This is a genomic window from Enterocloster sp. OA13 (assembly GCF_022440595.1).
Taxonomy (GTDB): domain Bacteria; phylum Bacillota; class Clostridia; order Lachnospirales; family Lachnospiraceae; genus Enterocloster; species Enterocloster hominis.
Genome location: NZ_JAKNTF010000001.1, coordinates 6,364,094 through 6,390,437, shown reverse-complemented (window position 1 = coordinate 6,390,437; position 26,344 = coordinate 6,364,094). Strand labels below are relative to the sequence as shown.

The window sequence follows — 26,344 nt, the reverse complement described above, 5'->3', positions numbered from 1 at the left end:
CTCCTAACGGCTCTCTCTTATCTTCGGGTCAAGCAGGCTGTAGGCGATGTCGGTAAGGACATTTCCTATCAGCACGGCTGCTGCTATCACTACGGTGATTCCCATGATCATGGGATAATCCCTGGCATTGATGGACTGCACCATCAGGCTTCCAAGACCCGGCCAGCTGAATACCTGCTCTGCCACGACCGCACCGCCGAACATGAACGGTATCATGGTGCTGAGCACGGTAACCACAGGAATCAGTGCGTTCCTGAGGCCGTGGATGATGACCACCCTTGGCTCTGTAAGGCCTTTGGCCCTTGCCGTCCTGATATAGTCCTCGCTGAATACCTCCATCATGCTGCCCCGCGTCTGCCTCAGTATACTGCCTATATTAAATATGGTCAGGACCAGACAGGGCAGGATCAGATGTTGGGCTGCCGAACCTACTGTATGTACTCCGGCATCATACATTCCTCCCATGGGCAGTACCCGAAGCTTAACTGCAAACACGTAAATCATCACAAGGCCCGTGAAGAAGGTAGGAGTGGATGCTCCCACAAAGGCAAAGCCGGATGAAGCGTAATCCCATGCAGAATAAGGCTTATACGCTGACATGATTCCAAGGGGTACTGCAATCAGAACTGATAAAACAGTGGATGAAAGGGTAAGTATCAGTGTGGGTCCCAATTTTTCCAGTACCTGTCCCAATACAGGAAGGCTGTTCCGGTATGAGATTCCCAGATTACCCTGCAGCATAGCTACAAGCCAACGGAAATACTGTATAATCGCCGGGTCATTCAACCCCATCTGCGTCTTTAAGGCTTCCATGCTCTCCTTGGTTGCCATGGGGTCAGCCATGAGCATCTCCAAAGGGCTGCCGGGAGCCATTGCAGAAATCAGATAGACAAGTACAGTTATTCCGAAAAAGGTGGGAATCGCTACCAACAGACGTTTGACTGTGTACTTAAACATGTTGTTTATCGACCTCCGTATTTCCGTGATACTTCTTAATAGTAGCTGCGTGCCTGAACTTTAAGAATATCATTGTTATATCACTGATAATATCACAAGACGACAAAATGTCAATGGCTTCGAGTATTTCTTAATAATATTTAGTCATAATGCTCATATTTTTGATGTTTTATTGTAAAAAGCGACAAAAAATTAAATAAAGCGTTAAAACTATTGACTAAATTATTTTTACATGCTTAAATAAGTACCAGTTATTCCTGCGTGCCTGGATAAAATCAGAATATCCATTGATTTTATTTAAGGAGGATTTTACAATGTCTATCAAACACAACGAACCTAAATTTACCGACCCAGCAACCATGGCCTGCCGCGGTGCCGTAGAGCACAGGGCAACCTGGATGGCCCTTCTTTATGACCAGGCCAAAAAGCAGGGCGCTGACGCCGAGAAGATGTGCCGTGAAGCAATCCGCAAGTGCGGCCACATCCACGGTGACAATATGTACAAGCCACAGTGCGAAGACCCTGAAAGCGCAGCCGATTTCGGCAAGGCGTTCTTCAGCGGACAGGGCGCAAGGAACATGGAGATTGATGTCCTGGAAGCAACCCATGACGACCTGGTTGCAGAGTTCCATCAATGTCCCCTTGTACAGGCCTGGGAGAAGCTGGGCTACGAGGGCAAGGAACTGGAGCTGCTCTGTGACATGGCCATGGATGGTGACCGCGGCATTGCCGACCAGATGGGACTGACCCTGGATATCACCAAGACCATTGCTGCAGGCGACGGATGCTGCCATCTGCATTTCCACAAATAAAACCGATCCAACAAGCCATGCTGCCATTTTCATATGGCAGCATCTTTTATTATCCGCATGATAGTGGTATCATATGGGTATCCTACCGGTAGTGTCCATACAGGATGACAGGAGGGACCGTGCCGGCAGAATGGATTTTACCGGCTGCATTCCATGCAGTACGGAAAACAGGAGGAATAACATGAACCAGAACGTGAAAGACAGATTTCTAACGTACGTAAGCTTCGACACCCAGTCCGACAGCGCCAGCACAGCGGTGCCGTCCACTGAAAAGCAGCTGAAGCTGGCTGCATACCTGGCGGACGAGTTAAAAGGACTTGGCCTTCATGATGTGGAGATGGACCAGTACGCCTGTGTCTACGCACACATCCCGGCCTCTGCCGGGTGCACCAGGCCGGGACTTGCCCTGATTGCACATATGGATACGGCCATGGACATGTCGGGAGCCAATATAAAGCCCCGTATTGTGGCCGGCTATGATGGAGGGGATATCGTCCTCAACCAGGAAAAGAATATTGTCACCAGGGTTTCCGATTATCCCAGCCTGGCACAGTTTAAGGGCCAGGACCTGATTGTCACGGACGGCACCACCCTGCTGGGCGCGGACGACAAGGCAGGGGTTGCGGAAATCATGACCCTGGCACAGTTTCTGATGGAACACCCGGAACATCCCCATCCGGGAATCAGCATCCTTTTCACCCCGGATGAGGAGATTGGCCGGGGCGCGGACCATGTGGATGTGAAGAAACTGGACGCTGCCTACGGATATACGGTGGACGGCGGGATCCTTGGGGAATTTTCCTACGAAAACTTCAATGCCGCCGGGGCAGTCGTGACGGTCCACGGCGTGACCGCGCACACCGGCTATTCCAAGGGCGTGCTTAAGAATGCCATCCTCATGGCCATGGAATACCAGAACCTGCTTCCGGTTTATGAAACCCCTGCGTGCACCGAGGGACGGGAGGGCTTCTTCCACCTGGACCGCATGGAGGGATGCACGGAGACAGCCACCATGAAGTACATCATCAGGGACCACGATTACGGGCATTACATGGAACGCCAGGAATTGATGAAGGACGCTGCCCAATACCTGAACAGGAAATACGGTGAGGGAACCGTGGAAATCCAGATAACGGAAAGCTACCTGAACATGTATGAGAAGATAAAAGACCATCAGGAAATGATTGACCATGTATTCACCGCCATGGAAAAGGCCGGTGTCACGCCCATTGTGGACCCGATCCGTGGAGGCACGGACGGATCCCGCCTATCCTACATGGGGCTGCCCTGCCCCAACCTCTGTACCGGAGGACAGAACGGACATGGACGTCATGAATTTGTATCCGTACAGTCCATGGAAAAGGTGGTTGAAATCCTTAAATATCTGGTTGAGCTGTATGCTTAAGAAGTCAAAGGGAGAAAGCGGTCCGCCGCTTTCTCCCTTTATTGTACATATCTTATGTGCTGCCCTGCACCGTCCCTGCGCAGTTCTTATCAGCATATCAGCAGCCCTGCGCTGTCCCTGCAACAACCCTTGTCAGCATATCAGCAGCCCTGCGCTGTCCCTGCAACAACCCTTATCAGCAGATTAGCAGCCCTGCGCTGTCCCTGCAACAACCCTTATCAGCATATCAGCAGCTCCGTGCCGTCCTTGCAGCCAGCCTCACCTTATTAAGGTCCTGCTCAGTAGCCAGCGTACAGTCGGCGCCCAGGATCAGGCCCTTCCTGCCAAAGTCAGAGATGACCTTCCTCACTTCTGCCTCTATCCCGGCATCGCTTCCGTCCACCAGTACGCCGTGGCGGTTGGGAAGTCCTCCCATAAGGGTCTTGCCGCCAAAAAGCTCCCTGCCTTTTTCCAGGTCATAGGGTACCTCGAATACACCCCAGTTCACAACATCCGCGTAAGGGGCATAATCCCTGTATCTCTCCATGTTCAGGCCATCCTTGCAGATGTGCAGGAAGCAGTATCCGCCCGCATCCTTAATCGCCTTCATGACCTGGATTTCAAAAGGCTTGATCCATCTTGCAAATTCCTCATCGGTAAAGAAGCACTCCTCGCCGCCCAAGGAGGCGTAATAGACAGAATCCAGGCCCGCCTCTATGTAACTCCTCGCCAGGTCGCAGAGCACATCCGTGATGCGCTGCATGGCGGACAGCATCTTCTCCTCGTCCCACCGCAGGAAATCCACCTGCATCTGCCTTGCAGCAAAGTAGTTGACCCCGGCCTGCTCAATGGGATGGATGCCGGACGCGCAGATACCGTGAAGGGTTCCCATGGTAAACACATCCTTGTCACAACCGGCCAGGATTTCTTTTGTCAGCGCCATCTGGTCCTTCATGAACCCATCTTCCATGGTCATCCGGGGAATCAGCCTGTTGTAGTCATCCGGGGTATGGATTGTCCCAAACACAGGAATCAGGTTCTCATTCATAATCTTGCATATATCAGTATCCGTGTCCCGGAAGAAATCAAGGTGGGCCTTCACACTAGCCTCCCCCCTCTTTTTATCCTCCGGGAAATGAAGGGAAAAGCCGGACGGGATCCCGTCTATGTCCTTCTGCTGGATTGCTGCGATTACTCGTTCTCTCTTGGTCATGGTTCAATCTCCTTTTCTTCTTGTTTGTCTTTGGGATGCCAGCAAACACTCTGGTATATCTGCATGCCCAGCCTATAATGATGTTTCCTTTAATATATCACTGATATTATCAGCTATCAAGGGTTTTTATTTATTTCTGCATATTCAACACATATACGGTCTATTTTTTATGCACTATATACAAAATACAGTGAACAGGCCGCGCCTATTCACTGTACTTCTTATCCCTGCCGGCCATATTCACTTCCAGCTCGTATTTCTCACCTACAATACTCAGACGATCCGCGCACACCGGGCGTCCGGACACATCCTAACTCAGGATGAACCTGTCAATGGCATAGGCCACGCCTTCCTCTTCATTGGACTTTGTCACAAAGTCACACACCTTCTTCACTGCCTCCTGGGCATTGGCCATGGCAATCCCCAGTCCTGCGTACTGTATCATGGAAATGTCATTGAGGCCGTCCCCGCATGCTGCAATCCCTTCCCTTTCAAGCCCCAGCAGCAGGCGCAGACGTTCCAGGGAAGAAGCCTTGTCAATATCCTTTGGCATGATTTCAAGAAAGTATGGTTCTGAGCGGTAGATGCTTAACTGGCTGCCAAAATATTCCTTCAGCTTCTCCTCAACCGTGGCAAGATACCCGCCGTCAGCTGCCACCAGGCATTTAACAACCGGGAACGTGACATATTCCAGGAAGTTCCCAACCCCCTTTACCTTCATTTTATTAATAAATGATTCTTTGTCCACGTACGCGTCACGGGGATTCTCAGTAATGATTGTATCCCCCTCATATGTCATCAGCGCCACGTCCAGGCCGCGGACCTGGCTGTAAATCCCACTGATGGCCTTGTGGGGAATTGTCTTTTCATATATGGTTTTTCCTGTGGAACAGTCCACAATCCTTCCTCCGTTATAGGACAGGATAAATCCTCCATACCGTTCCAGTTCCAGTTCCTTTGCCGTAGGCACCACCCCATAGGTGGGCCGTCCCGATGCCAGGACCACTTTTACTCCGGCTTTCTGCATGCGCAGGATTGTATGTTTTGTGTGTCCTGTTATCTCCTTCTTTTCATTGGTCAGTGTCCCGTCTATATCCAGGACCAATAGCTTGTATTTCATATCTGTTCCTTTCCCCAAAGGAATCGCCCCGCACATGATGCGGGGCGATTCCTGCTGTCCATTCAGATCCGGCGGCATTTCCCCAGATTCCTATTGATTCATAAGATTAATATTCCATCTGACGGTAATATCTCCTGGTTGTAAGAGGATGGTTCCGCTCCTTCTCCAGATGGCAGCTTAAGCGCTCGGTGATTGCATACATTACCATGGGTGATACAATCTTCCTGTACACTGCCTGGGTAAACGGAAGCTCTATCTCCTTGGTGTCAAATACATTGATGACCTTTGTGACCTTCTGGGAGAAGTTCAGGACACGGTCCATAAGGGGCCTTGTCTCATCTTCCCCGTAGAACAGGATCAGGCTTGTATCTTCCTCCACCAGTTCCAGGGTTCCATGGAAATACTCTGCTGCGTGGATGGATTTTGTCTTAATCCACTGCATTTCCTCCAGGATACACATTGCATAATCGTAGGCTTCCCCCCAGAGCATCCCTGCTCCGATTACCATGTGGTAATCCGTATCCTTATGCTGCGCTGCCATTGCTGCGCATCTGTCCTCGTACTGCTCCTTGGCCTTAACCAGATATGGGACAACCGCCTCATACTGGCCCAGGAACTCATCATAGTCATCAAATTCCCCTGCATTTTTCTTAAAACGGCTCAGGAGGATGATCATATAGGTATAGATGGCTTCACACAGACAGTCATCCTCTGCAAAGCTTGCAAACTTATAATCCGCATACTCACAAACCGGCGTATTGTCATTGGAAACATACACCATGGTCCTTGCCCCGGCTTCCTTACAATACTTTGCCGCTGCCACGATTTCCTTTGTATTCCCGCTTCTGGTGGAGAACACACAGACAGAATCCTTGGTGAACTTCTTATGCCCTGCTGCCATGAACTCGGCTGCAATCACGCTGTATGTATCAATATCCGACGTAGTATCCAGCCAGTACTTCATGGGCAGCGAATGTGCATAGGTTCCGCCGCATCCTATGAAGAAAATATTGGTGTAGCCCTGTGCGCAGATTTCATCCACTGCTTTCTCAATCTGTGGCCTTAAGGCGATTGCATCCCCTACCACCTTTTCATAACGTGGAACATTGAAGTTAAACATGTTTTTCTACCTCCTGTAATATGAAATAGTTCGTTATATATTGTCCTATGTCGTTATAATATAACATATAATATATTTTGTAAAGTACTTTTTTAAGCTTTTTAGATTCCAACGCCTAAAAACCGTAAAATGCGCTCCATATCTTCCGGGCTGGATACCACCAGTTCCAGCTCATCGATATAGTCCGTGTTGAGAATGGACGCCATCGCCATATACTGGGTCAGCCTTGACTTCAGGTTGATCCGGTCACCTTCCGAAGATATAAGTTCCACCCTTCCCGTACACTGGTCAATGACATGAAAGAAACCTTCCACATCTTTTATATTCTTAAGCTTCATCCGACCGCCTCATTTCATAAAAACTGTTTTACATAGTTGAATCCTGATTCCGTGGCCTCATGGGGATTGGTACAGCAGGACGTGTCCCCGATTTCCAGGGTAATGTACCTGTCATATCCCAGCCGTTCCAGTTCGGCAATGTAAGCGCCTATGGGATGCTCCCCTGTGCCGCAGGGTACATGGCCCGCAGGGGTCCCGTCCGTCATGTGGAAATGGCATATCCGCCCCGGAAACGCCTGGAAGAAATCTGATATGCTGCTGCCGCAGGTGCGCATGGGAACCGTATCCAGGCATAACTTAAAACATGGATCCTGGATTTCCTCCATCATGCGCCTGGTGGACGCAAAGTCATTGACCAGGTTACTCTCAAATCTGCCCAATATCTCAAAGGCCAGCGTGATTCCTGCCTTTTTTGCACGCTCCACCATGGACCACAGGCTTTCCACGGAACGTTTCCACGCATCCTCCCTGTCCTGGTCATAATCTCCCCATCCGGCGCAGCACAGCATTTTATCCACACCCAGTTCCGCTGTCTGTCCGATGTATTTATAGAAATACTCCAGGCTGAACTGTCTCAGTTCCTTATCAGACGATGCGATATTGTGAGGATACAGCACCTGCTCCGGGGTCAGGCAGACAATCTTAAGTCCCCTGGCTTCCACCTCTTTCCTGAGTTTACCCGCATCGCTGAGGCTTTGGATGAAATTACAGAAATGGGGGGCGCCGGCCCAAAGCTCAAACTGTTTTACCCCCATCCGCTCCAGCGAATCCAGGAAGTATGTAAATGAATATCTGTTATATACCATGTTCATGGCTGCCAGTTGGTTCAGTCCTAATTTTCCCATATTTCCTCCAGATATTTATTTCAGCATATCCTTTGAATAGTAGCCGCTGTCAAAAAGCAGTTCATCGCAGTTATCTTTATCAAGGGCCTTCGGTATGACCAGGGTTGCCTTCACATCCTTTACCCCATTGTTGAATGTGGTGTAATTCTCAAGCTTTGGTTCTTCCCCTTTTACAAGGCTGTCAATCACGTCAGCCGCATTTTTTGCCAGCACGCTGATGTCCTTAAACACGGTCATGGTCTGCTCTCCGGCCAGAATGGACTTGATGGAGGCAATGTCACAGTCCTGTCCGGTGGTAATAGGAAGGGGCATGTCGGAGGAACCATAGCCAACGGATTTAAGGGAAGAGATTGCACCCAGGGCAATTCCGTCATTCTGGGTCAGGACAGCATCCACACGTTTGTCCGTATAATAGGTGCTCAGAATGGAATCCATCCTGGACTGGGCCTTGGAGCCGTCCCATTCCGGCGTGCCGCAGACTGCAAATTCAATCTGGCCGCTGGGAACCACCAGGCTGCCGTCCTCCAGATATGGCGAAAGCACATCCATGGCCCCTTTATAAAAGTAGGTAGCGTTATTGTCAGCAGGGTCGCCTGCGACAATCTCAATATTAAAAGGCCCCTTGCCTTCTGCAACCCCCAGATGGTCAACGATATACTGGGCCTGGCAGGCCCCGATTCCCTCCAGATCATCTGCGCTGTAGTAATCGATATATTCCGTGTTCAGGCACAGGGAATCATACGAAATGACCGGGATATTATTTTCATGGGCAAGCTCTATGACCTTTGTCATGGAAGAGCTGTCAAAGGGTGATATGATCAGGCCTGCCACCCCGCTGGTAATCATGTTTTCAATGGAAGAGGCCTGGATGTTGGCATCGCCTTTGCCAAACTGGACATTTACCTCATAGCCCATCTCTGTCAGGTATTTTGTCAGATATTCCTGGTCCTTCTGTGTCCTGGCCAGGTCCTGGGTTGGGAGGGATACCCCGATGACCTTCTTTTTTGAGCTGCTGCAGCCGCCCAGGGCCATTGCCGCCATGCCCAGTACCATACATGTCACCATCAGTCTTCTTACCGTCTTCTTCATCTTTTTTCCTCCTTAATTTTTACCTTTTGCTTTGGCTCTGATATCAAATGTTACTGCCAGTAAAAGAATGAAACCTTTTATTACCTGCTGCATATCCGTTCCAATCCCCAGTATGGACATACCGTTGTTAAGGACCGCCATGACCGCGGCACCTGTAATCACGCCGATGATGCTGCCGGCGCCTCCTGAGGCCGCACATCCGCCTATGTAACAGGCCGCGATGGCATCCAGCTCGTATGAGGTCCCGGCCTTGGAGGTGGCCACATTCAGGCGGCTGGTAACCACAATGCCCGCAATGGTAGCCATGAAGGAACAGTTTACATATACAAGGAACATGATGAGCTTAGTCTTTACCCCCGACAGCCTGGCTGCATCCGAGTTCCCCCCGACCGCGTACACATGACGGCCAACCGGCGTCTTATCCGCTATATATGTATAAATCAATGCAACAATAATCAATATGATCAGAATAAAGGGAATCCCACGGTACATGCCCAGTCCCATAAGGATGGCGCCCACTGCCAGCAGCACGGCTGCCAGCTTTGCCGCCATGATTCCGGTGGAAGATACCTCGAACCCGTATTTAATCCTTGCTTTCCTCCTGTTCTTCTCCGCGAGGATAATGGCTGCCGCTGCCACTGCAAACAGCAGGACGCACAGGAGATTGACACCGCCGGCTTTCATATCCGTCCCTACAAAGCCAGAAGAGAAATACTGGAAGCTTTTGCTGAAGGGCGACAGGGACTGTCCCTGCAGGATTACCATGGTCAGGCCCCGGAAGATAAGCATGCCGGCCAGCGTTACAATAAACGGCGGTATATTTAAGAACGCGATGAAACAGCCGTGGAACACGCCGATCAATAAACCGAATAACAATGTGACAACCACTGCCACAGGGGTCGGTACACTGTGTTCCACAATCATGAACCCCAGCAGCGCCCCGGAAACACCCACTACCGAACCTACCGATAAATCCACATTACCTGTCAGGACACAGAAAAACATGCCGATTGACAAAAAGATAATGTAACTGTTCTGCATGAATATATTGCTGATGTTCATGGGCTTAAAGAGCACCCCGCCTGTTACGATCCCGAAAAACAATGTGATAAGCACCAGCGCTATTATCATTCCATACTGCCTCAAATTGATGGCAGGAATCTTTTTATTATTTTTCATGACTTAACCCACCTTACTATTCTGCATGATTGCATTCATTATATTGACCTGAGCAATCTCATTTCCTTCCAGTTCACCGACCACACACCCTTCATTCATGATGTATGTGCGGTCACACATCCCAAGTATCTCCGGCATGTCGGATGAGATCAGTATGACTGACTTGCCTTGGCCGACCATCTCATTCATCACCTGGTATATCTCGTATTTCGCCCCCACGTCTATGCCACGGGTAGGTTCATCCAGAATCAGCACGTCCGAACCTGCCAGTACCCATTTGCTGAATATGACCTTCTGCTGGTTCCCGCCTGAAAGCTTGGATACATCCTGTTCCACGTTATAGCACTTGATACTCAGTTTTTCCCTGTATTCATTTGCAACCACCACCTCCTTATTGCTGTCAATGGTGCCCCTGTCCACAAAGTTCCCCAGGCTGGGCAGGGTGATGTTATTGGTAATGGACTGTCCCTGTATCATCCCATATACATGGCGGTCTTCTGATACATAGGCAATCCCGTTCCTGATGGCCTCCGGCACATTGCGGACCTGTATGGGTTTCCCATTCATCCGCAGTTCCCCCGATATATCCGTTCCGTAGCTTCTGCCGAAAACACTCATGGCCAGTTCTGTCCTGCCTGCCCCCATCAGCCCTGCAATCCCAAGCACCTCCCCCTTCCTCACATACATGTTGATGTTGTGAAGTATCTGTTTTCCTGCGATTACAGGGTCATATACATTCCAGTTCCTGATTTCCAGGCTTACATCGCCAATGGCGCTGTCCCTGGCCGGGAACCGGTTGGTCAGCTCCCTGCCCACCATCCCCTTGATGATGCGGGCTTCGCTTATCTCATCCACCCCTTTGTATAGTGTCTCTATGGTTTCCCCGTCGCGGATGATGGTAATTGCATCACAGACCTTTGTGACCTCCCTCAGCTTGTGGGAAATCAGGATGGACGTAATGCCCTGTTCCTTGAATTCCTGTATCAGGTTCAGCAGGGTGTCGCTTTCCTCATCATTCAGGGCAGCCGTAGGCTCATCCAGGATAAGCAGCTTCACATTCTTTGATATGGCCTTGCAGATCTCAACCAGCTGCTGTTTCCCCACACCGATGTTCTGTATCAGGGTATCCGGGCTTTCATGGAGTCCGACGATGTGCATGAAGCGTGCTGCCTCCTGCCTGGTCCGGTTCCAGTCAATGGACACGCCCTTTTTTATCTCATTTCCAAGATAGATGTTCTCCGCAATGGAAAGGGCCGGTATAAGGGCAAGGTGCTGGTGGATGATTACGATTCCTTCTTTTTCACTGTCACCAATGGAGCGGAACCTGCATTCCCTGTCATTGTAATAAAAGTTCCCCTCATACGTCCCATGCGGATATACCCCGCTGATGATGTTCATGAGGGTGGACTTGCCTGCTCCATTTTCACCGCACAGTACGTGAATCTCCCCGCGTCTTACATTCAGCGAGACATTCTTAAGCGCCGTCACATTGCCGAACCGCTTTACGACCTTGTCAATCCTGAGTATGTAATCTTCTGGCATCCAGGTGCCTCCTTTCAATCATGCTTCACCCATTATCTCTACGTAGACCGTCCTGCTCTGGGCCCCGTCAAATTCACAGAAAAAGATTTCCTGGGCATCCCCCCGGACGATTTTCCCCTCAGATACCGGGAAAACCACGTGATTGCCCGTGAGCATGGCCCTCAGATGACCGGTTGGGTTTCCGGCCGTTGTGCCGTAGGAATGGAGCATCCTGCTGTGGGCATAGTGCCCATATTCCGGAACCAGCCTCCACATCATATCCTTCATATCGCTCTGCAGGCATTCCAGGGCCTCATTGGCAGTGATGCCTGTTGTTGTGTGGGCCGTCATCACAAGGGCCATCCCGTCCTTAATCCCAGACTGCCCCACCAAATCCACCACCCGGTCCGTTATATTGATGAAATCATTATATTTTGTTGTATGGATCACAAACTTCTCTAACCTAACCATGCCTGTTCCCTCTCTCCCAGGAAGACCAACGCGTTGTCCTCTGTTATGAGTTCCACGGTTTCCTCCCGTAAACCAAGTCTTTTTAAAGCCGCCAGCATCCTCATCTCCTCAAACCTGGGCATATTGGAACCAAACATCACCTTGTGGCGCAGGCTGCGGTCCAGCCACCCATATCCCAGTTCCTGTTTAAACAGATACTCGTAAAATTCATAGGCGCTGTCAAAATACAGGGCCGACGTATCCGCATATACATTGGGATACTTGAGGATCATCATGGCTGTCTCCTTCACCCATGGGAATCCCATATGCGCCAGGCAGAACCGGAGCTCAGGGAAATCCAGCGCAACCTCCTCGAAGTTCAGGGGATGGGAGTACTTTGCCAATGTTCCCGGCTGCCATGTGAAGCCTGCATGGAACAGGATGGGCCTGTTATATTTCACGCAGATATCGTAAAGCCCGTACATTTTTTTATCATTGGGATAAAAGCCCTGTTTGGAAGGGTGGAGCTTCAGTCCAGACAGGTTCAGTTCCCTGAACGCATGTTCCAGCTTTTCCCCCGCATCCTCCTGTTCCGGGTCCACGGAGGCAAATCCATAGAACATCCCCTCCCCCAGCTCCACCAGATTCTTCATTTCCTCGTTGGAAATCCTGTCGCCGGACACGGTGGAGTAATCATGCGGAAGAAGGAAACACCGGTCCACCCCGGATGACTTCATCCGTTCCTTAATCCGCTCCACCTCTGCAACCCCGGTCTTATAATATGCCATATCGTTCCTGCGCCTCTCGGCCAATTCCTCATCCCCGCAGACCTCTTTTATGAACGCGGGATGATAATGTACATCGATTACCATATTGTCCTCCTTATTCCACCCCTTTATGATCCTGTATGAACCCATCCACTTCTTCCCTGTACAACGCACCTTCCATAGGTCCTACATGCATGGCCTGGAGCGCGCCTGCCGCATTGGCCAGCGTACCCGCATCCCGGATGCATTGTCCCTCCACAAGTCCTGTAATGAACCCGGCGCAGAATGAATCCCCGCATCCCGTTGGATCCTTCTCCTCTATGTGGAATGCCGGGATATGGCATACGCCTTCCGCTGTATAGACATCACAGCCCCCGCTGCCTCTTTTCAGCACCACGGTCTTCCCCTTGGCTGCCAGGCCTTTACATGCCTCCTCGTCCGTATCCGTGCCCATCATCTGCATGGCTTCCCCTTCACTGGGCAGGATAAGGTCGGCCCTGGCTATGAACGGCTCCATGATATCCATGATGCCCGGCTGGTCATCCACGAAATTAGGGTCAAGACATACCCTGCTTTCGGCCGGTATTGCCTCCAGCAGCCTGAGCATTGCCTTTCTCCTGACCCCGTCGGACGCTATGCTGAGCACCTCCCCGCTGAAGTGTACCCACCTTGCCTCCTTCACGGCCTCAAGACAGATGTCACTTTCATTAAAATCAGAAAATGCAGTGTGCTCCATTACATTCAGGTACTCCCGTTTCCCATCCTTCCCGTATCTTACAAAAACAATTGCCGTGGATGCTCCTTCCACCCTCCTTACATATGAAAGGTCAATCCCATCCTGCCTCAGGCGGTTTAACACCACGTCTGAAAATGCATCCGTGCCCGCGGTTCCCAAAAAGCAGCACTTCAACCCCAGCCTAGACGCAACATCTAAAACAATACATGTATCCCCGCTTGGATAAGGGCCGGTAAAATCAGCTGGCTCTTCAAAGGTTACCCCTCTCTCCTTCCGCATGATTTCTACAATGGGAAATCCGGCTGTTAACAAATCATACTTCATTGTTCCACCTCCAACATTGTTTATTGTCCTCATATGTCATAATACATTCTAATACACTATTTGTCAATATATAATATAAAATTAAAATATCTTTTTATTTTATAGTACTTTTTTACTATGTTGTTTTATATTGTATTAATACATATCTTAATACAATACAGGAGGGGGTGCCTTGTTTACGCCGTATCATCTTGCCAAAAGCTGATTTATGTTGTATTATAATGTATTAAGAAAGGATTTTTGCCAAAGACTATTTTGGTATGATTAAGGTGAAGCATATGTTTAATTTCGATTCAAACAGCATTGACCCCACCAGCATGATTCCTCTGTACAAGCAGGTCGCCAATGTGATAACCGAAGAGATTAACATGGGAAACATAGCCGCTGGAGAAAAACTCCCCTCCGAACTCCTGCTCATGAAGGTCTTCAATGTCAGCAGGGTAACCGTCCGGGGGGCTATCCTGGAATTGGTGTCGGACGGGCTTTTAGTCCGCAGTCAGGGGAAGGGAACCTTCGTGGCTCCAAAGAAAAAGCTTCAGTCGGCCAATGATACGACAGGACTTACCGAGTCCTGCAGGCGCCTGGGCAAGGAACTGCACTCCCAGGTACTCTCTGCCGGTTACTCCTATGCGACAAAAGCTGAATGTGATTTCCTGAAAATTGATGAAAGTGAACAGATTATAGAAGTGGTACGCTTGAGATTTATTGACAGACGCCCCACGGTGATTGAGACATCCCACTTTTTAAAGAAATATGATTTCCTCCTGCATGAGAATCTGGAAGGTTCCATCTTTGAATGTTTTAACAACCATGGAATATCCGTACATACCAGCCAAAGGACGCTGGAGATATCCACCTCCACCGCCTATGAGGCAGAACTGCTGGAAACCAGACGCGGCTCCTCCCTGCTGCTGTTCAGGGATTTCCAGTCAGGCGGGTTTGATACCCCCCTGTTTGTGGCAAAACAGCTGTATAATACGCAGGATATGGTTTTTTATTTATAGGGTGGATACAACAGTCCCTTAATGATACAAAATGGAAAAACGGACTCCGGAGAGTCCGCTTTTCCATTTTATCATTCAGTATCCTAATTTCTTTTTGTCACCCAGTTCAACACCCGCTCCCAAAGCATACGGTTGCAGTCAGATTCACAAAAATCAGCCGGCATCCAATGAGGTGCGCAGTCACTGGCCCATGCGAAGCTTCTGCCTTCCCCGTATGTGCCCAGGGCAAGCACCGGATCCCCCTTCCAGGAAATCACGACATCCGCATCCTTTTTGGCAGCCAGCTTATTGTATCCCAAAAGCGGCGGCCATTTCTCCGGCATCCCTGCCAGCAGGGGATGGCTCTGGGGATTAATTTCCAAAACCAGGCCTTCTGGATGCTCCTCCCTGTCGTCCCCTTCCATCATGGTAACAGGCAGCAGCTCCTCAATGACAGTGTTATGCCATTTGCCTTTTCCCTCGATGCCCATAAAGGTCATATATCCCCCCATCATACCAAAGGCCCCGCCCTCCTCTACATACCTGGCTATGGCCTGAAGGCGGTTTGGCGTTGGTATGCTGCGGAAAAATGTATCCGGGTGCAGCAGGAATGTATTGGCCCCCACATCGCTGAGTATCACCACATCATAGTTTTTCAGTTCTTCTGCCGTGGTTGGGAATTCCTGTAATACCAGATGGGCCGGAATATGGGTAATCTCAGCATAATCCTTCATGACTTCCCTTACCCTGCCGATTTCCGTTTCGTACCCGCCTATTGTAAACTGGTCAAACCCTTTTGTCTCTGTGGTAGTAAAAAACCAGGATTCCCCTGCAAACAGTACTTTTATCTTATCCATAACAGCCTCCTAACATGTCCATTTGATTATCATCTTTGCATACGTTTCAATTGCCATTAAAAACTGGTCCTTGGGCAGGAATTCATTTACCTTGTGGGCAAAATGGCAGCTGCCAGGCCCATATACCACTGTAGGTATTTTAAGGATATTGGTCAGATGACGCGCATCACATCCGGCTGTCATGCCTGAAATCACACGTTTCCCGGTAACCTCCCCTGATATATCCGCCAGTGTCTGAACCAGGGGATGGCTGGTGTCTGTTTCAAATGGAGAACAGTCCTGATACCACTGCAGTCTGACCGGATGCTCCCTCAGCCACTCATCCCCCTGGCACATAAGGCTGATATGCTGTTCCACCTCCCGTGCCACCTCGTCCTTATCCACCAGATGACGGGCCCCAAATGCATCTGTCTCCGATGGGAAATACTCCACATCAAACTTAAGCCTGCAGTTTTCAGCCACCGTGGAGGCGGCAACCCCTCCCTCTATGCAGCCTATATTGAATGTTGGCGGTGCCAGAAGGGGATGGCGTCTGGTTGTCATCCACTTTGTCTCCAGCTCCCGGATGGAGTCAATAACCTTTGTCATCTTATCAATGGCATTGACCCCAAAACCTTTCAGGCTGGCATGGATGGGAATGCCTTCCACATCCGCCTGTACCAGCCATGCGCCCCGGTTTGCCGCAAACACCTCCAGGTTCGACCCCTCTGCTATGATTGCCCCATCGGCCCGGTATCCCCTGTCTGCGCAGGCCAGTGTCCCATTTCCTCCGCCCTCTTCATCCACCACACTCTGGATCAGGATGTCACCCTTAGGCTTTATCCCCATGGAAAGCACCAGTTCCAATGCCAGCACAAGGGCAGATAGCCCGCCTTTCATATCATCGGTTCCCAGGCCGTACAGTCGTCCGTCCCGTTCCGTCATCCTCCAGGGGTCTGTCTCCCAGCGGTCCAGGTTCCCGGATGGCATGGTATCCATATGGCCATTAAGGATCAGGGATTTCCCTCCGCCCGTACCTCTGTATGTTCCCACCACATCAGGCCTTCCTGCATAGCTGTGGCCCTGGTTATAGCCTGGATATAGCTTCATCCGTTCATTGTCAGGTTCAAATACATCCACCTCACATCCAAGGCTTTCCAGGAAATCTGCCAGATACATCTGCGCAGCGCCCTCCTGCCCGTCTTCCCCGTGGCGGATGACAGAAGTATCAAAGCTCACCAGTTTCCCCAGAAAGTCCAGATATCGTTCCTGATTCCCATGTATCACTTTCTTCAGATCATCCATATCCTTCCCCCTTTATATTAATTGCTCTTAATCCTGTCCAGGCCAACCGCTATGACGATAATCATGCCCTGTACAATCAGCTGCCAGTTTGTGGAGATATTCATTAGATTCATTCCATTGGTTATGATTCCCATAATCAACGCTCCCAAAAATGTTCCCCACAGCCTTCCCTTTCCGCCCGTGGTACTGGTCCCGCCGATTACACAGGCCGCGATGGCATCCAGCTCCAGCCCGTTTCCTGCGCTGGGCTGGCCTGAAAACATCCTGGATGAGAGGATGATTCCCGCAATCCCTGCCGTAAACCCACAGATGATATAAATCAGGATCTTATTCTTTACCACCGGAACACCGGAAAGCCTTGCCGCCTCAATATTACCCCCGATGGAATACGCGCTGCGGCCGAATTTCGTATATTTAAGCACTACAAAACCAATTACATAACAGACAGCCATGATTACCACAGGAACCGGTATCGGGCCTACGTATCCCCGGCCGATTACCTTGAAACTGTCAGGGAGACCGGTAATGGAATAGGAATTCGTAATGACAAGGACAATCCCCCTGGCAACATTCAGCATGCCCATGGTCACGATAAAGGATGGGATTTTTGCAAAAACATGGATTGACCCATTGATTGCCCCGCAAAGAGACGCCGTACCTAAAGCCAGCAGGATGGAAACCGTCATCCCAAAACCATCCCTCAGGCACATGGTAACAATAATCCCGGACAGTGCGCAGATGGAACCCACACTCAGGTCTATTTCTCCTGAAATCAGTACAAATGACATACCAATCCCAATAATTGCCACAATCGTCACCTGCCGGATGACATTAATGATATTATCCGGGGTCAGGAACACAGGTCTAATAACGGATAATATGACTATCAGCAAAGCAAGTATGATAAAAATCCCCATGTCGTTCCAGCTTACATTGATTTTGCTGCTTCTTACCTTCTCCATATTATCTGCCTCCTGTTGCGTAACTCATAATCTTTTCTTGTGTTAATTCTTCTTTCATCAACGTGCCAGCCACTTTACCTTCACACATGACATAGACCCTGTCACACAATCCGATAATCTCCTGCATCTCTGAAGAGACCAGTATGATGGACTTCCCCTCTTTTGCCAGCTTCACAATAATGTTATAAATCTCCATTTTTGCATTTATATCAATTCCCCTGGTGGGTTCATCCAATACAATGATATCCGGGGCACAGTTCAGCCATTTAGCCAAAACTACCTTTTGCTGGTTTCCTCCGCTCAGATACTTAGCCAGCTGCTTTTCCGAGGGGGTTTTTATCATCAGGCTGTCAATATAATTTCTGCACAGCGCCTTAGCTTTCCCTATGGAGAACAGTCCATGGTTCATGGAATTCTCCATTTTTGCCATTACCACATTATCCATGACGGACAGTTCCGTTACCAGTCCTTCCCGTTTCCTGTCCTCCGGGACAAAGCCGATTCCCCAGTGGATGGCATCCTTGGGAGAATGGATGGGAACCACCCGGCCATTTATCTTTACCATCCCCTTGGATTTGGGATCTGCGCCAAACACGGCTTTCAGGGTTTCGGTCCGGCCTGCCCCTACCAATCCGGCAAACCCAAGTATCTCACCCTTCTTCAGATAGAAGGAGACATTCCTGACCTCAGTACCGCTGCTGATATCCTGGGCTTCCAGGACTATATCGCCAATCACATTCTGTTTGGCCGGAAATACCTGTGAAAGGGAACGGCCAACCATGTACTCAATCAGCCTGTCCACCGTCACCTCACATATCATGCCGCCGGCAATATAGGCGCCGTCCCGCATTACTGAATATGAATCACAGATTTCGAAGATTTCTTCCATGCGGTGGCTGATGTAAACCATGGTTATCCCTTTCTTCTTCAGATTTGAAATAACCTGGAACAGTTTTCTTGTCTCCCCTTCTGTCAGCGCTGAAGTCGGCTCATCCATGATTAACACCCTGGAATTAAGTGAAATCGCTTTGGCAATCTCCACCATCTGCTGCTGCGCCACACTCAGGGAGGACACCGTGGCCTTTGTGTCTATATCCACATCAATCTGTTTCAGCACATCAGCCGCATGGTCGTTCATCTGCTTCCAGTCCACAAAGATTCCCCTTTGGGGCTGCCGGTGCAGGAAAATGTTTTCAGCCACGGACAATTCCGGAATCAGGTTTAATTCCTGGTATATGATGGCAATGCCCAGCTTCTCTGAATCACTTGTGTTTTTAATGGTTACTTCCTTACCATCAACTAAGATTTCTCCTGAATCCTTTGTATATGCCCCTGAAAGGATTTTCATAAGCGTAGATTTACCCGCCCCGTTTTCCCCCATCAGGGCATGTACCTCTCCGCGCCTTATTTGGAAACTGATATCCTTTAAGGCCTTTACTCCGGTAAATGATTTGTTGATTCCCCGAAATTCCAGTATATAATCATTCTCCACGTGCTCACCACCTTATGTTGTTTAAAATAAGCAGTCTGCTTCCAGTATGATATTCGAGTATGGCGTAAATTCCCCAGTCCGTATGACAGCCTTCGCCTTCTTAGACAGCTCCTTTACCTCTGCGTGAGGACGTATCTCCAATGGGAATTCCTTACCCACGGCCTCCCGGATCTTAACCCCCATCTGCGGGCTGACTTCCTCCTGCTCCATGTCAATAATTCCCTTTGCCACCAGCATCTCACTCATAACGGCTTTCAATACATCGATAAATGACGGGACCCCGCAGACAACCGCCAGGTCAATCAGCTTTACCCCTTCCGGAACCGGCATTCCCGCATCGCCTATTAATATAATGTCCTCATGTGCCAATTCTGCAATGGTCCTTGACAGTTCCCCGTGAAGCAATCCTATTTTCTTCATTATAACGCCCTCTCATTCCCCTTTTTTATCTATTGGTCTTCTAGTGTACTGACACGATGACTTCTGGTAAAACTCCGCAGGATATTTTTCTGAGAGTGCAGGTCAAAAAACGGAGGCGTAGCGGGCTACGCTGAGTATTTTTGACCTGTGCTATCAGTAAAATAGACAAGGAGGTTTGCCTGAATGTCATTGTGTCAGTACACTAGTCCAGTCTGTTCCCATACCGGCTTTTGCGCTATTGCAGGTCCTTCAGGTAAAGAATGCCGTCAGCCGTATAGACACCGACTTCCACCCCAATTTCCTTGTCCAATGTTTCCCCATTCAATACCCTGGTCACGCTCTCCACACATGTCTGTCCCAGTTTGTCCGGGAACTGGATTATGCTACCCTGATAACATCCTTTTTCTGCAATTGCAGTCTGCTCCTCTTCACTGGCATCAAATCCGATAATTGATATGGCCCCGTCCCTTCCGGCTGCCTGGATGGCGTCATATGCTCCCAGTCCCCCCTGGGCACTGTAGGCAAATACCAAATCAATCTCAGGATTCGCGGTCAGCAGATCTTCCATGGTGCTCATGAACGCTTCCCTTGTATCCGCGCCCTGCTCTGCAATGATTTTTGCATCCGGCATTATCTCTGCAATGGTTTCCTTAAAACCGTCAATACGTTCCACGGCTGCTGAAGATAACGGGTTGGTCAGCAGGACAATATTCGGGCTTTCCCCTTTAAACTTATTAGCGGTCCATCTTGCAGCCAGCTCGCCGCCCAGGAAGTTGTCAGAACCAATATAGGTTACATATGTACCGGCTGACGGCTTCATATCCACGGTAATGACCGGGATGCCCTTTTCCTCTGCTGTTTCCAATGCAGTCACGATGCCCGCCGCATCCACTGCATTCAATATAATGGCATCCACATTCTGGGCGCAGAAATTCTCCACGGCATCAATCTGGGTCTGTAAATCAAGGGCCGGATCGTTAAATACAATTTTATAATCATCGCCCGCCGCTGCTTCAATCCCCGCCTTCATATCCTGAAAGAACTCATATTGCAGTGTCATCAGGGATACGCCGATAACCTTCTGCCCCTCCCCTTTGTCTGCTGTTTTCTGGCTTTCCTGCTGTGTCCCTCCGGACTCCTTTTGTGTACTGGCAGTATCTGCCCCGTTCCCTGCCGGCGTGCTGCAGCCGGTGACTGCTGTCATTGCCAACATTGCTGCCGTTACCACCATTGCCATCATTTTCTTCATTCCTTTTGTCCTCCTTCTCCATAAGTAACTCTTCCTGTTTCTTTCATTATCTCTTTATCACATTCAACTGTTCCAGAAGGTCCAGTGAAATCCTGACCATGACGTTCATATTCTTGAATTTGCTCTCCTCAAAGATGTCCTTGGGCGAATGAAGGATCCCCTGGTCATTAAATGTCAGCATACAGGCCGGTATCCCCGCTGAATAGTACGGTTCCTGATCGCTTCCCGGCGGAGGCGGACATTTATATAAAGCTTTAAAATGTTCGCTGCTTTTTTCGAGGATTCCGCGGATTTTCCTTTCGAATGGTTCTGGCCCGCTCCAGACCTCCAGCACCTCATCCCGGCCAACACCGTCGATACACAGGACCATGCCGATATCATCATCTGCACACCGCTGGCATCTACGGCGCGAACCTACCAGATTAAACTCCTCGCCATCCGTAAGCAGCAATTCAATCTGCGTGTTTAAGTGATAATTATGTAACTGCCTCCCAATCTCCAGAAGAACGGCTGCACCCGAAGAATTATCATAGGCCCCAGGCGTATTATACACAGTGTCATAATGGGCGCAGAGTACTACTTTCCTGTCCCCTTCCCCAAGTATCCCCACCACATTATAACAATTTGCATCAGGCAGCTTCCTGCAATGGGCACATCCCCTGACCACTGTACGGTCGAGCACCGCAGCCTCGAAGAAATCCTTTTCCTCAATTCCCACAATGTAATGGGGCAGTTCACTGTCCCCTGTGAACAGCATCTGTGGAATCGCTTCCCCATTTCCCCTGACCGTAATATATGCCGTGATTTCTCCTGATCCGTCCACCACTGCATAGCGGTCCCACACATACATGTTCCAGATACGGTTATGTCCTGCAAATATCAGCCTTCCCTCAAATCCGTCCGATGCCCCGCTGCCAAGAAACAGATATGAATTAAGTTTCCTTGGGGCAGGCGATACTATCTCCAGATTCCAGTTGTCCACTTCCCATGCATCTGCCCTGTAGCTTTCCTGGTAAGCTTCCGGAGCCAGTTTTTTCATCTCCCCGGTCAGATAATCGCTGCATTGTTTCAGTGAATCCGAACCAAAGGGCCTGGGACCGTAGGAAATGATCTGCTTCCAGTTTTCCTTCATCTGTTGATAATCTTCATTCCTCATACACCATTCTCCTGTCAGCGCCGCGTTGTGTCCGGTAAGCCTGGCACACGGCCCAAATGTATTTATATTATGTTGAATCCCGTACAAGCAGCTCAGACTTAAGCACAACGGACTTTGGCGGGTACGTCTCCCCTTCTTTCATTTCCATACGCTCCAATAATATCTGTGTGCCAATCTTCGCAAGTTCCATAACCGGCTGCCTGACCGTAGTCAGGGGCGGGGTCACCAGGGATGCAACCGTAATATCATCATATCCAACAAGCGCCATGTCCTCCGGCACCTTATAGCCATTCAGCGACAAGTAGCGCAATGCGCCAATCGCAGACATATCATTGGCGCAGAATACTGCGCGGGGCGGTTCCTTAAGCTGCATCAGCTGTTCCATGGCTGAGTAGCCGCCCTCCAATGTATAGTGTCCATCTACCTCGTATTCCTTAACCGGCTCATACCCATGTTCCCTCAGTGCAGCCTGATATGCCTCTTTTCTCTGTACCGCCATCATGGAAGCCTGGTTTCCTCTTATATGGGCAATTCCTTCATATCCCTTTTCTATCAGATATTTAACTGCTGCGTAAGCGCCTGAATAGTTATCAATCTTCACTGAATCAAACTGGCTGTCCCCGGAATCACGCTCCAGTAATACGACAGGTACCCGTATGTTCAGGTCCGTCAGGTGCTGGACCGGAAGATTAACGCCGACAATCAGGATTCCATCAATCCTTCTCTGTTCCAGCATCCTCAGACACTCGATTTCCCGGTTAATATCCAGATTTGAATCACACATCAGGATATTATACCCTGAGTCCCTGAGTTCGGTTTCAATCCCCTGTATCATCTGTAAGAAAAACGGGTTTGCCAAGTCATTGATGACCAGCCCTATTACCTTGGACGCCTTTCCCTTCAGGCTCCTGGCCGCATTGTTGGGCGCATAGTTCAACTGTTCAATCGCATCTTTAATTCTTTCTTTTGTCTCGTCCGACATATGTCCCCGGTCCTGCTCATTCAGATATCTGGATACAGATGTCTTTGAAACCCTGGCTAATTTTGCTACATCGATAATGGTTGCCATCTCATACCTCCGCTTTCATCATTGACCAGTCCTTTTTATAAGCTTCAGCAGGGAGGGGGAACGTTTCCCTAAATGCTTAAAATAAAAAGAAGGAATGGTCACTTATTCTTCTTCGGATTAAGTATACTATATATATATTCGTTTGACAATGCTGTTGTAGAGGGCAGCCTGTTGTTTTACCAGTTAGGGGAACGTTCCCCTTTTCAGGCAAAAGCGTAAGGGATTCTTCCCTTTCGAGTTAGGGGAACGTTTCCCTTGCTATGTAAATGATTATAGCATAATCTTTAAACTTGTCAATACCATTCTGGAAAATTTATTCATGCTTCTGAACCCGCTTTTGCGATTGTCCCGGTTTTCGCCAAAAAAGGACTTCATACATCCCTGCATGAAGTCCTCTGAATCTGCTGTTAATATAAATTAATCACAGGTATATGGCATAAGAGCGATATGACGTGCACGCTTAATAGCTACAGTCAGTGCCCTCTGATGCTTTGCACAGTTGCCGGTGATACGACGGGGAAGGATTTTACCTCTCTCGGATACGTATCTCTTTAACTTGTTAACATCCTTGTAATCAATTGTGCCGTTCTTATCGCCACAGAATACACAAACTTTTTTTCTTCTGCGCATTCCGCCTGGTCTTCTCATCTTAGCGCCATCTGGTCTATCTGTTTTATTAAATGCCATTGGTGTTGTCCTCCTTTATTATTCAACCATGGAACATCCTAGTTAAATGGAAGCCCTTCGTCCTCCACTCCATCCGGAATGTTCATAAACCCATCACCAATCGCACTGGTAGGAGCCGGTCTCTGAGATGGTGCTGACTGCCCATAGCCGCCGCCCATGTCAGATGCTGCGCCCTTACTGTCTGCGAATTCCTGGTCATCAAGGATGACCTCGGTGGTGTATACTTTCTGACCTTCTTTATTCACATAGCTTCCTGTCTGAAGTCTGCCGGATACAAGCACACGCATGCCCTGACGGAAATACTTCTCTGCAAATTCCCCTGCACGGTCAAATGCCACGCAGTTGATGAAATCCGCTGTCTGCTCCCCGCCATCCTGGCCTCTGCGTCCTCTTCTGTCTACAGCAAGGGTATACCTGGCAATAGCCATGGAACGCTCTCCCTGTGAATATCTGACTTCCGGGTCTCTTGTTAATCTTCCCATTAGGATCACTCTGTTCATACGGTCACTCTTCCTTTTTCTTCCCCGCAAAAGCGGGTTGGGTATATCTTATGCGTCTACCCTAACGCATAAGTATCTAATCACTGGTTCCATAATACGAATGTGTGCTTCTACTTCATTCGGGCATACAGAATCGGACTCAAACTGGATGAAGTAGTAGAAAGCTTCATGCATCTTCTGGATCTCATATGCAAGTCTCTTCTTACCCCATTCATCTACGTTGGTCACGGTGCCACCGAAACGTGTGATGTAACCTTTCACCTTTTCCAGTGCTGCTGCACGCTGATCGTCTTCAAGCTTCACATTCAGAACAACGGTTAATTCATACTTGTTCATCTTGCTTTACCTCCTTGTGGTCTCTGGCCCCTGCTTTCAGTAACAGGAGCAAGGATATGATATGTCACGGAGTATTATTTTACCAAACTCTTGGGACAAATGCAAGGAGTTTTTTATTTTTCTCCAACTTTTTCTTCAATCCTCGTTTGTAAAATATCCGATTCGTATCCGATTGGATATCCGGTTTTGCCATACCTTCATACGGTTTTCTTAGTCAGTCCCCTGGTGTTCTTCTCCACCAGCCTGCGGGCAACCATAATCTGGTGTCCGCAGCCCATGCATTTCAGGCGGAAATCCGCGCCCACACGGAGGATTTCCCATTCACTGCTGCCGCATGGATGTGGCTTTTTTAACTTTACAACATCTCCCACTTCGTAATTCAGCTTTTCCATTGTCTCACTTCTCCGGCTTCCATATTTATTATTTTATCTGTATACCGGCTAAAATCTGCTCAATACGTGCCAGTTCCTCCTGCCCAAATACCGTATTCTTTAAGGCTGCCACATTATCCTCTAACTGGCGGCAGCTGCTTGCCCCCACCAGTACGCTTGTGACCTCAGGACGCCGAAGGATCCAGGCCAGCGCCATCTGGGCCAGGGTCTGGTTCCTTTCCTTTGCGATGCAGTCCAGTTCCCGGATTCCCGCCAGCTTCTCCTCTGTCAGGTAATTCCCGCTTATGCTGGTGCCTTCCCTGGAGGCCCTGGAACCCTGTGGAATACCGTGCAGGTACTTATTGGTCAGCGCGCCCTGGGCCAGGGGGCTGAAGCAGATGCATCCTACCCCTTCCCGGTCCAAAAGCCCAAGAAGCCCGTCTTCCACCCACCGGTCCAGCATGTTGTAACGTGGCTGGTGCAGCAGGCATGGGGTGTGGTTGTCGCGCAGGATCTTGATTGCCTTCTCCGCTTCCTCCTTTTTATAATTGGAAATGCCTACATACAAAGCCTTTCCCTGCCTGACCGCATCAGACAGCGCGCCCATGGTTTCCTCCAGAGGCGTCTCCGGATCTGGGCGGTGATGGTAAAATACATCCACATAATCAAGCCCCATCCGCTTTAAACTGGAATCCAGACTTGCCATCAGATATTTCCTGGAACCCCAATCCCCATAAGGTCCTGGCAGGAAATCATAACCTGCCTTGGTGGAAATGAACATCTCATCCCTGTACCGGCCCAGGTCCGACTTCAGGATAGCGCCGAAATTCTCCTCCGCCATCCCATTGGCCGGATGACCGTAATTATTCGCCAGGTCAAAATGCGTGATGCCCATATCAAATGCCCTGAACAGGATTTCCTTCTGTTCATCCAATGGTTTTTCCAGCCCAAAATTCTGCCACAGCCCCAGGGATATCCTGGGGAGAAGTACCCCGCTTCTTCCGCTGCGCTTATATTCCATGGCCTCATATCTGTTTTCTGCTGCCTTATACATATGTATACTTCCTTTCTCTTTTTTCTTTTCCCGATTTATTCCCTATATAAAACCAAAAAAGATTGTCAC

General features: G+C 49.4%; 28 protein-coding genes. 3 read left to right on the top strand and 25 right to left on the bottom strand.

Features of this window, described 5'->3' with window-relative positions; all coding sequences use genetic code 11:
• Positions 1-3: 3 nt before the first annotated feature.
• Complete coding sequence (locus tag MCJ35_RS28615; RefSeq protein WP_008724476.1) at positions 4-957, bottom strand: ABC transporter permease; 954 nt, start codon at positions 955-957, stop codon at positions 4-6.
• Positions 958-1,271: 314 nt separating this feature from the next.
• Here MCJ35_RS28615 and MCJ35_RS28610 point away from each other — a divergent pair, with 314 nt between their 5' ends.
• The gene (locus MCJ35_RS28610; RefSeq protein ID WP_008724473.1) at positions 1,272-1,769 is read left to right on the top strand and encodes an L-2-amino-thiazoline-4-carboxylic acid hydrolase; all 498 of its coding nucleotides are present in this window, start codon (positions 1,272-1,274) and stop codon (positions 1,767-1,769) included.
• Between the two features lie 181 nt (positions 1,770-1,950).
• Positions 1,951-3,174 carry a peptidase T gene (gene pepT, locus MCJ35_RS28605; RefSeq protein WP_227809051.1) on the top strand — a complete coding sequence of 408 codons (1,224 nt, stop codon included), beginning with the start codon at positions 1,951-1,953 and terminating at the stop codon, positions 3,172-3,174.
• A 226-nt stretch (positions 3,175-3,400) separates the two neighbouring features.
• On the opposite strand, the gene MCJ35_RS28600 is transcribed toward pepT, so the two are convergent.
• The 11 genes from MCJ35_RS28600 to MCJ35_RS28550 all read right to left on the bottom strand — a co-directional run bounded on the left by MCJ35_RS28600 (position 3,401) and on the right by MCJ35_RS28550 (position 13,855).
• Entirely contained in the window at positions 3,401-4,366 is a 966-nt protein-coding gene (locus MCJ35_RS28600) for a uroporphyrinogen decarboxylase family protein (protein WP_025484084.1), read from the bottom strand.
• Between the two features lie 310 nt (positions 4,367-4,676).
• A complete protein-coding gene (locus tag MCJ35_RS28595) occupies positions 4,677-5,486 on the bottom strand; it encodes a Cof-type HAD-IIB family hydrolase (RefSeq protein WP_025484086.1) in 810 nt (269 codons plus the stop codon).
• Between the two features lie 106 nt (positions 5,487-5,592).
• Positions 5,593-6,606: an SIS domain-containing protein gene (locus MCJ35_RS28590; RefSeq protein WP_008724465.1), complete on the bottom strand. Its 1,014-nt coding sequence runs from the start codon at positions 6,604-6,606 to the stop codon at positions 5,593-5,595.
• A 101-nt stretch (positions 6,607-6,707) separates the two neighbouring features.
• Complete coding sequence (locus tag MCJ35_RS28585; protein ID WP_008724463.1) at positions 6,708-6,944, bottom strand: hypothetical protein; 237 nt, start codon at positions 6,942-6,944, stop codon at positions 6,708-6,710.
• 14 nt (positions 6,945-6,958) lie between these two features.
• The gene (locus tag MCJ35_RS28580; protein ID WP_025484089.1) at positions 6,959-7,789 is read right to left on the bottom strand and encodes a sugar phosphate isomerase/epimerase family protein; all 831 of its coding nucleotides are present in this window, start codon (positions 7,787-7,789) and stop codon (positions 6,959-6,961) included.
• Between the two features lie 15 nt (positions 7,790-7,804).
• A complete protein-coding gene (locus tag MCJ35_RS28575) occupies positions 7,805-8,878 on the bottom strand; it encodes a substrate-binding domain-containing protein (protein WP_008724459.1) in 1,074 nt (357 codons plus the stop codon).
• Between the two features lie 12 nt (positions 8,879-8,890).
• The gene (gene mmsB / locus MCJ35_RS28570) at positions 8,891-10,057 is read right to left on the bottom strand and encodes a multiple monosaccharide ABC transporter permease (protein WP_008724457.1); all 1,167 of its coding nucleotides are present in this window, start codon (positions 10,055-10,057) and stop codon (positions 8,891-8,893) included.
• A 3-nt stretch (positions 10,058-10,060) separates the two neighbouring features.
• Positions 10,061-11,599, bottom strand: coding sequence for a sugar ABC transporter ATP-binding protein (locus MCJ35_RS28565; protein ID WP_025484090.1), 1,539 nt, complete (start codon positions 11,597-11,599; stop codon positions 10,061-10,063).
• 18 nt (positions 11,600-11,617) lie between these two features.
• Positions 11,618-12,049 carry a secondary thiamine-phosphate synthase enzyme YjbQ gene (locus MCJ35_RS28560; protein WP_025484091.1) on the bottom strand — a complete coding sequence of 144 codons (432 nt, stop codon included), beginning with the start codon at positions 12,047-12,049 and terminating at the stop codon, positions 11,618-11,620.
• Positions 12,037-12,900, bottom strand: coding sequence for an amidohydrolase family protein (locus tag MCJ35_RS28555; RefSeq protein ID WP_025484092.1), 864 nt, complete (start codon positions 12,898-12,900; stop codon positions 12,037-12,039). Before MCJ35_RS28555 ends, MCJ35_RS28560 begins: the two co-directional genes overlap by 13 nt.
• 10 nt (positions 12,901-12,910) lie before the next feature.
• Positions 12,911-13,855 (bottom strand): sugar kinase, encoded by a 945-nt coding sequence (locus MCJ35_RS28550; protein ID WP_025484093.1) that lies wholly within the window; start codon positions 13,853-13,855, stop codon positions 12,911-12,913.
• 278 nt (positions 13,856-14,133) lie between these two features.
• Between MCJ35_RS28550 and MCJ35_RS28545 the strand changes: the two genes are divergently transcribed.
• Entirely contained in the window at positions 14,134-14,859 is a 726-nt protein-coding gene (locus MCJ35_RS28545) for a GntR family transcriptional regulator (RefSeq protein ID WP_008724447.1), read from the top strand.
• Positions 14,860-14,942: 83 nt separating this feature from the next.
• Here MCJ35_RS28545 and MCJ35_RS28540 read toward each other — a convergent pair whose 3' ends face one another.
• The 13 genes from MCJ35_RS28540 to MCJ35_RS28480 all read right to left on the bottom strand — a co-directional run bounded on the left by MCJ35_RS28540 (position 14,943) and on the right by MCJ35_RS28480 (position 26,275).
• Complete coding sequence (locus MCJ35_RS28540) at positions 14,943-15,695, bottom strand: glutamine amidotransferase (RefSeq protein WP_025484094.1); 753 nt, start codon at positions 15,693-15,695, stop codon at positions 14,943-14,945.
• 9 nt (positions 15,696-15,704) lie between these two features.
• Positions 15,705-16,979, bottom strand: a complete 1,275-nt coding sequence (locus MCJ35_RS28535) for an ArgE/DapE family deacylase (RefSeq protein WP_025484095.1) — start codon at positions 16,977-16,979, stop codon at positions 15,705-15,707.
• Between the two features lie 17 nt (positions 16,980-16,996).
• A complete protein-coding gene (locus MCJ35_RS28530) occupies positions 16,997-17,941 on the bottom strand; it encodes an ABC transporter permease (RefSeq protein WP_025484096.1) in 945 nt (314 codons plus the stop codon).
• Between the two features lies 1 nt (position 17,942).
• On the bottom strand, positions 17,943-19,433 hold the full coding sequence (locus MCJ35_RS28525; RefSeq protein WP_240299731.1) for a sugar ABC transporter ATP-binding protein: 1,491 nt from the start codon (positions 19,431-19,433) through the stop codon (positions 17,943-17,945).
• Positions 19,434-19,454: 21 nt separating this feature from the next.
• Positions 19,455-19,853 carry a D-ribose pyranase gene (gene rbsD / locus MCJ35_RS28520; RefSeq protein WP_025484097.1) on the bottom strand — a complete coding sequence of 133 codons (399 nt, stop codon included), beginning with the start codon at positions 19,851-19,853 and terminating at the stop codon, positions 19,455-19,457.
• 235 nt (positions 19,854-20,088) lie between these two features.
• Complete coding sequence (locus MCJ35_RS28515) at positions 20,089-21,102, bottom strand: substrate-binding domain-containing protein (protein WP_025484099.1); 1,014 nt, start codon at positions 21,100-21,102, stop codon at positions 20,089-20,091.
• A 46-nt stretch (positions 21,103-21,148) separates the two neighbouring features.
• Positions 21,149-22,258: a M28 family peptidase gene (locus MCJ35_RS28510; RefSeq protein WP_025484100.1), complete on the bottom strand. Its 1,110-nt coding sequence runs from the start codon at positions 22,256-22,258 to the stop codon at positions 21,149-21,151.
• A gap of 67 nt (positions 22,259-22,325) precedes the next feature.
• Positions 22,326-23,327, bottom strand: a complete 1,002-nt coding sequence (locus MCJ35_RS28505) for a LacI family DNA-binding transcriptional regulator (protein WP_025484101.1) — start codon at positions 23,325-23,327, stop codon at positions 22,326-22,328.
• A gap of 417 nt (positions 23,328-23,744) precedes the next feature.
• Positions 23,745-24,014 (bottom strand): 30S ribosomal protein S18, encoded by a 270-nt coding sequence (gene rpsR, locus MCJ35_RS28500; RefSeq protein WP_002568382.1) that lies wholly within the window; start codon positions 24,012-24,014, stop codon positions 23,745-23,747.
• Between the two features lie 38 nt (positions 24,015-24,052).
• Positions 24,053-24,514 (bottom strand): single-stranded DNA-binding protein, encoded by a 462-nt coding sequence (locus tag MCJ35_RS28495; RefSeq protein WP_008724437.1) that lies wholly within the window; start codon positions 24,512-24,514, stop codon positions 24,053-24,055.
• Between the two features lie 48 nt (positions 24,515-24,562).
• Positions 24,563-24,850 carry a 30S ribosomal protein S6 gene (gene rpsF / locus MCJ35_RS28490; protein WP_008724436.1) on the bottom strand — a complete coding sequence of 96 codons (288 nt, stop codon included), beginning with the start codon at positions 24,848-24,850 and terminating at the stop codon, positions 24,563-24,565.
• Positions 24,851-25,047: 197 nt separating this feature from the next.
• Positions 25,048-25,242: a DUF951 domain-containing protein gene (locus MCJ35_RS28485; protein ID WP_008724434.1), complete on the bottom strand. Its 195-nt coding sequence runs from the start codon at positions 25,240-25,242 to the stop codon at positions 25,048-25,050.
• Positions 25,243-25,270: 28 nt separating this feature from the next.
• Positions 25,271-26,275, bottom strand: a complete 1,005-nt coding sequence (locus tag MCJ35_RS28480) for an aldo/keto reductase (protein WP_008724432.1) — start codon at positions 26,273-26,275, stop codon at positions 25,271-25,273.
• Between the last annotated feature and the right edge of the window lie 69 nt (positions 26,276-26,344).

Excerpts from the sequence above, each read along its gene's own strand:
- MCJ35_RS28615 (WP_008724476.1), bottom strand. The coding sequence starts at position 957 with ATGTTTAAGTACACAGTCAAACGTCTGTTGGTAGCGATTCCCACCTTT.
- MCJ35_RS28610 (WP_008724473.1), top strand. The coding sequence starts at position 1,272 with ATGTCTATCAAACACAACGAACCTAAATTTACCGACCCAGCAACCATG.
- pepT (WP_227809051.1), top strand. The coding sequence starts at position 1,951 with ATGAACCAGAACGTGAAAGACAGATTTCTAACGTACGTAAGCTTCGAC.
- MCJ35_RS28600 (WP_025484084.1), bottom strand. The coding sequence starts at position 4,366 with ATGACCAAGAGAGAACGAGTAATCGCAGCAATCCAGCAGAAGGACATA.
- MCJ35_RS28595 (WP_025484086.1), bottom strand. The coding sequence starts at position 5,486 with ATGAAATACAAGCTATTGGTCCTGGATATAGACGGGACACTGACCAAT.
- MCJ35_RS28590 (WP_008724465.1), bottom strand. The coding sequence starts at position 6,606 with ATGTTTAACTTCAATGTTCCACGTTATGAAAAGGTGGTAGGGGATGCA.
- MCJ35_RS28585 (WP_008724463.1), bottom strand. The coding sequence starts at position 6,944 with ATGAAGCTTAAGAATATAAAAGATGTGGAAGGTTTCTTTCATGTCATT.
- MCJ35_RS28580 (WP_025484089.1), bottom strand. The coding sequence starts at position 7,789 with ATGGGAAAATTAGGACTGAACCAACTGGCAGCCATGAACATGGTATAT.
- MCJ35_RS28575 (WP_008724459.1), bottom strand. The coding sequence starts at position 8,878 with ATGAAGAAGACGGTAAGAAGACTGATGGTGACATGTATGGTACTGGGC.
- mmsB (WP_008724457.1), bottom strand. The coding sequence starts at position 10,057 with ATGAAAAATAATAAAAAGATTCCTGCCATCAATTTGAGGCAGTATGGA.
- MCJ35_RS28565 (WP_025484090.1), bottom strand. The coding sequence starts at position 11,599 with ATGCCAGAAGATTACATACTCAGGATTGACAAGGTCGTAAAGCGGTTC.
- MCJ35_RS28560 (WP_025484091.1), bottom strand. The coding sequence starts at position 12,049 with ATGGTTAGGTTAGAGAAGTTTGTGATCCATACAACAAAATATAATGAT.
- MCJ35_RS28555 (WP_025484092.1), bottom strand. The coding sequence starts at position 12,900 with ATGGTAATCGATGTACATTATCATCCCGCGTTCATAAAAGAGGTCTGC.
- MCJ35_RS28550 (WP_025484093.1), bottom strand. The coding sequence starts at position 13,855 with ATGAAGTATGATTTGTTAACAGCCGGATTTCCCATTGTAGAAATCATG.
- MCJ35_RS28545 (WP_008724447.1), top strand. The coding sequence starts at position 14,134 with ATGTTTAATTTCGATTCAAACAGCATTGACCCCACCAGCATGATTCCT.
- MCJ35_RS28540 (WP_025484094.1), bottom strand. The coding sequence starts at position 15,695 with ATGGATAAGATAAAAGTACTGTTTGCAGGGGAATCCTGGTTTTTTACT.
- MCJ35_RS28535 (WP_025484095.1), bottom strand. The coding sequence starts at position 16,979 with ATGGATGATCTGAAGAAAGTGATACATGGGAATCAGGAACGATATCTG.
- MCJ35_RS28530 (WP_025484096.1), bottom strand. The coding sequence starts at position 17,941 with ATGGAGAAGGTAAGAAGCAGCAAAATCAATGTAAGCTGGAACGACATG.
- rbsD (WP_025484097.1), bottom strand. The coding sequence starts at position 19,853 with ATGAAGAAAATAGGATTGCTTCACGGGGAACTGTCAAGGACCATTGCA.
- MCJ35_RS28515 (WP_025484099.1), bottom strand. The coding sequence starts at position 21,102 with ATGAAGAAAATGATGGCAATGGTGGTAACGGCAGCAATGTTGGCAATG.
- MCJ35_RS28510 (WP_025484100.1), bottom strand. The coding sequence starts at position 22,258 with ATGAGGAATGAAGATTATCAACAGATGAAGGAAAACTGGAAGCAGATC.
- MCJ35_RS28505 (WP_025484101.1), bottom strand. The coding sequence starts at position 23,327 with ATGGCAACCATTATCGATGTAGCAAAATTAGCCAGGGTTTCAAAGACA.
- rpsR (WP_002568382.1), bottom strand. The coding sequence starts at position 24,014 with ATGGCATTTAATAAAACAGATAGACCAGATGGCGCTAAGATGAGAAGA.
- MCJ35_RS28495 (WP_008724437.1), bottom strand. The coding sequence starts at position 24,514 with ATGAACAGAGTGATCCTAATGGGAAGATTAACAAGAGACCCGGAAGTC.
- rpsF (WP_008724436.1), bottom strand. The coding sequence starts at position 24,850 with ATGAACAAGTATGAATTAACCGTTGTTCTGAATGTGAAGCTTGAAGAC.
- MCJ35_RS28485 (WP_008724434.1), bottom strand. The coding sequence starts at position 25,242 with ATGGAAAAGCTGAATTACGAAGTGGGAGATGTTGTAAAGTTAAAAAAG.
- MCJ35_RS28480 (WP_008724432.1), bottom strand. The coding sequence starts at position 26,275 with ATGTATAAGGCAGCAGAAAACAGATATGAGGCCATGGAATATAAGCGC.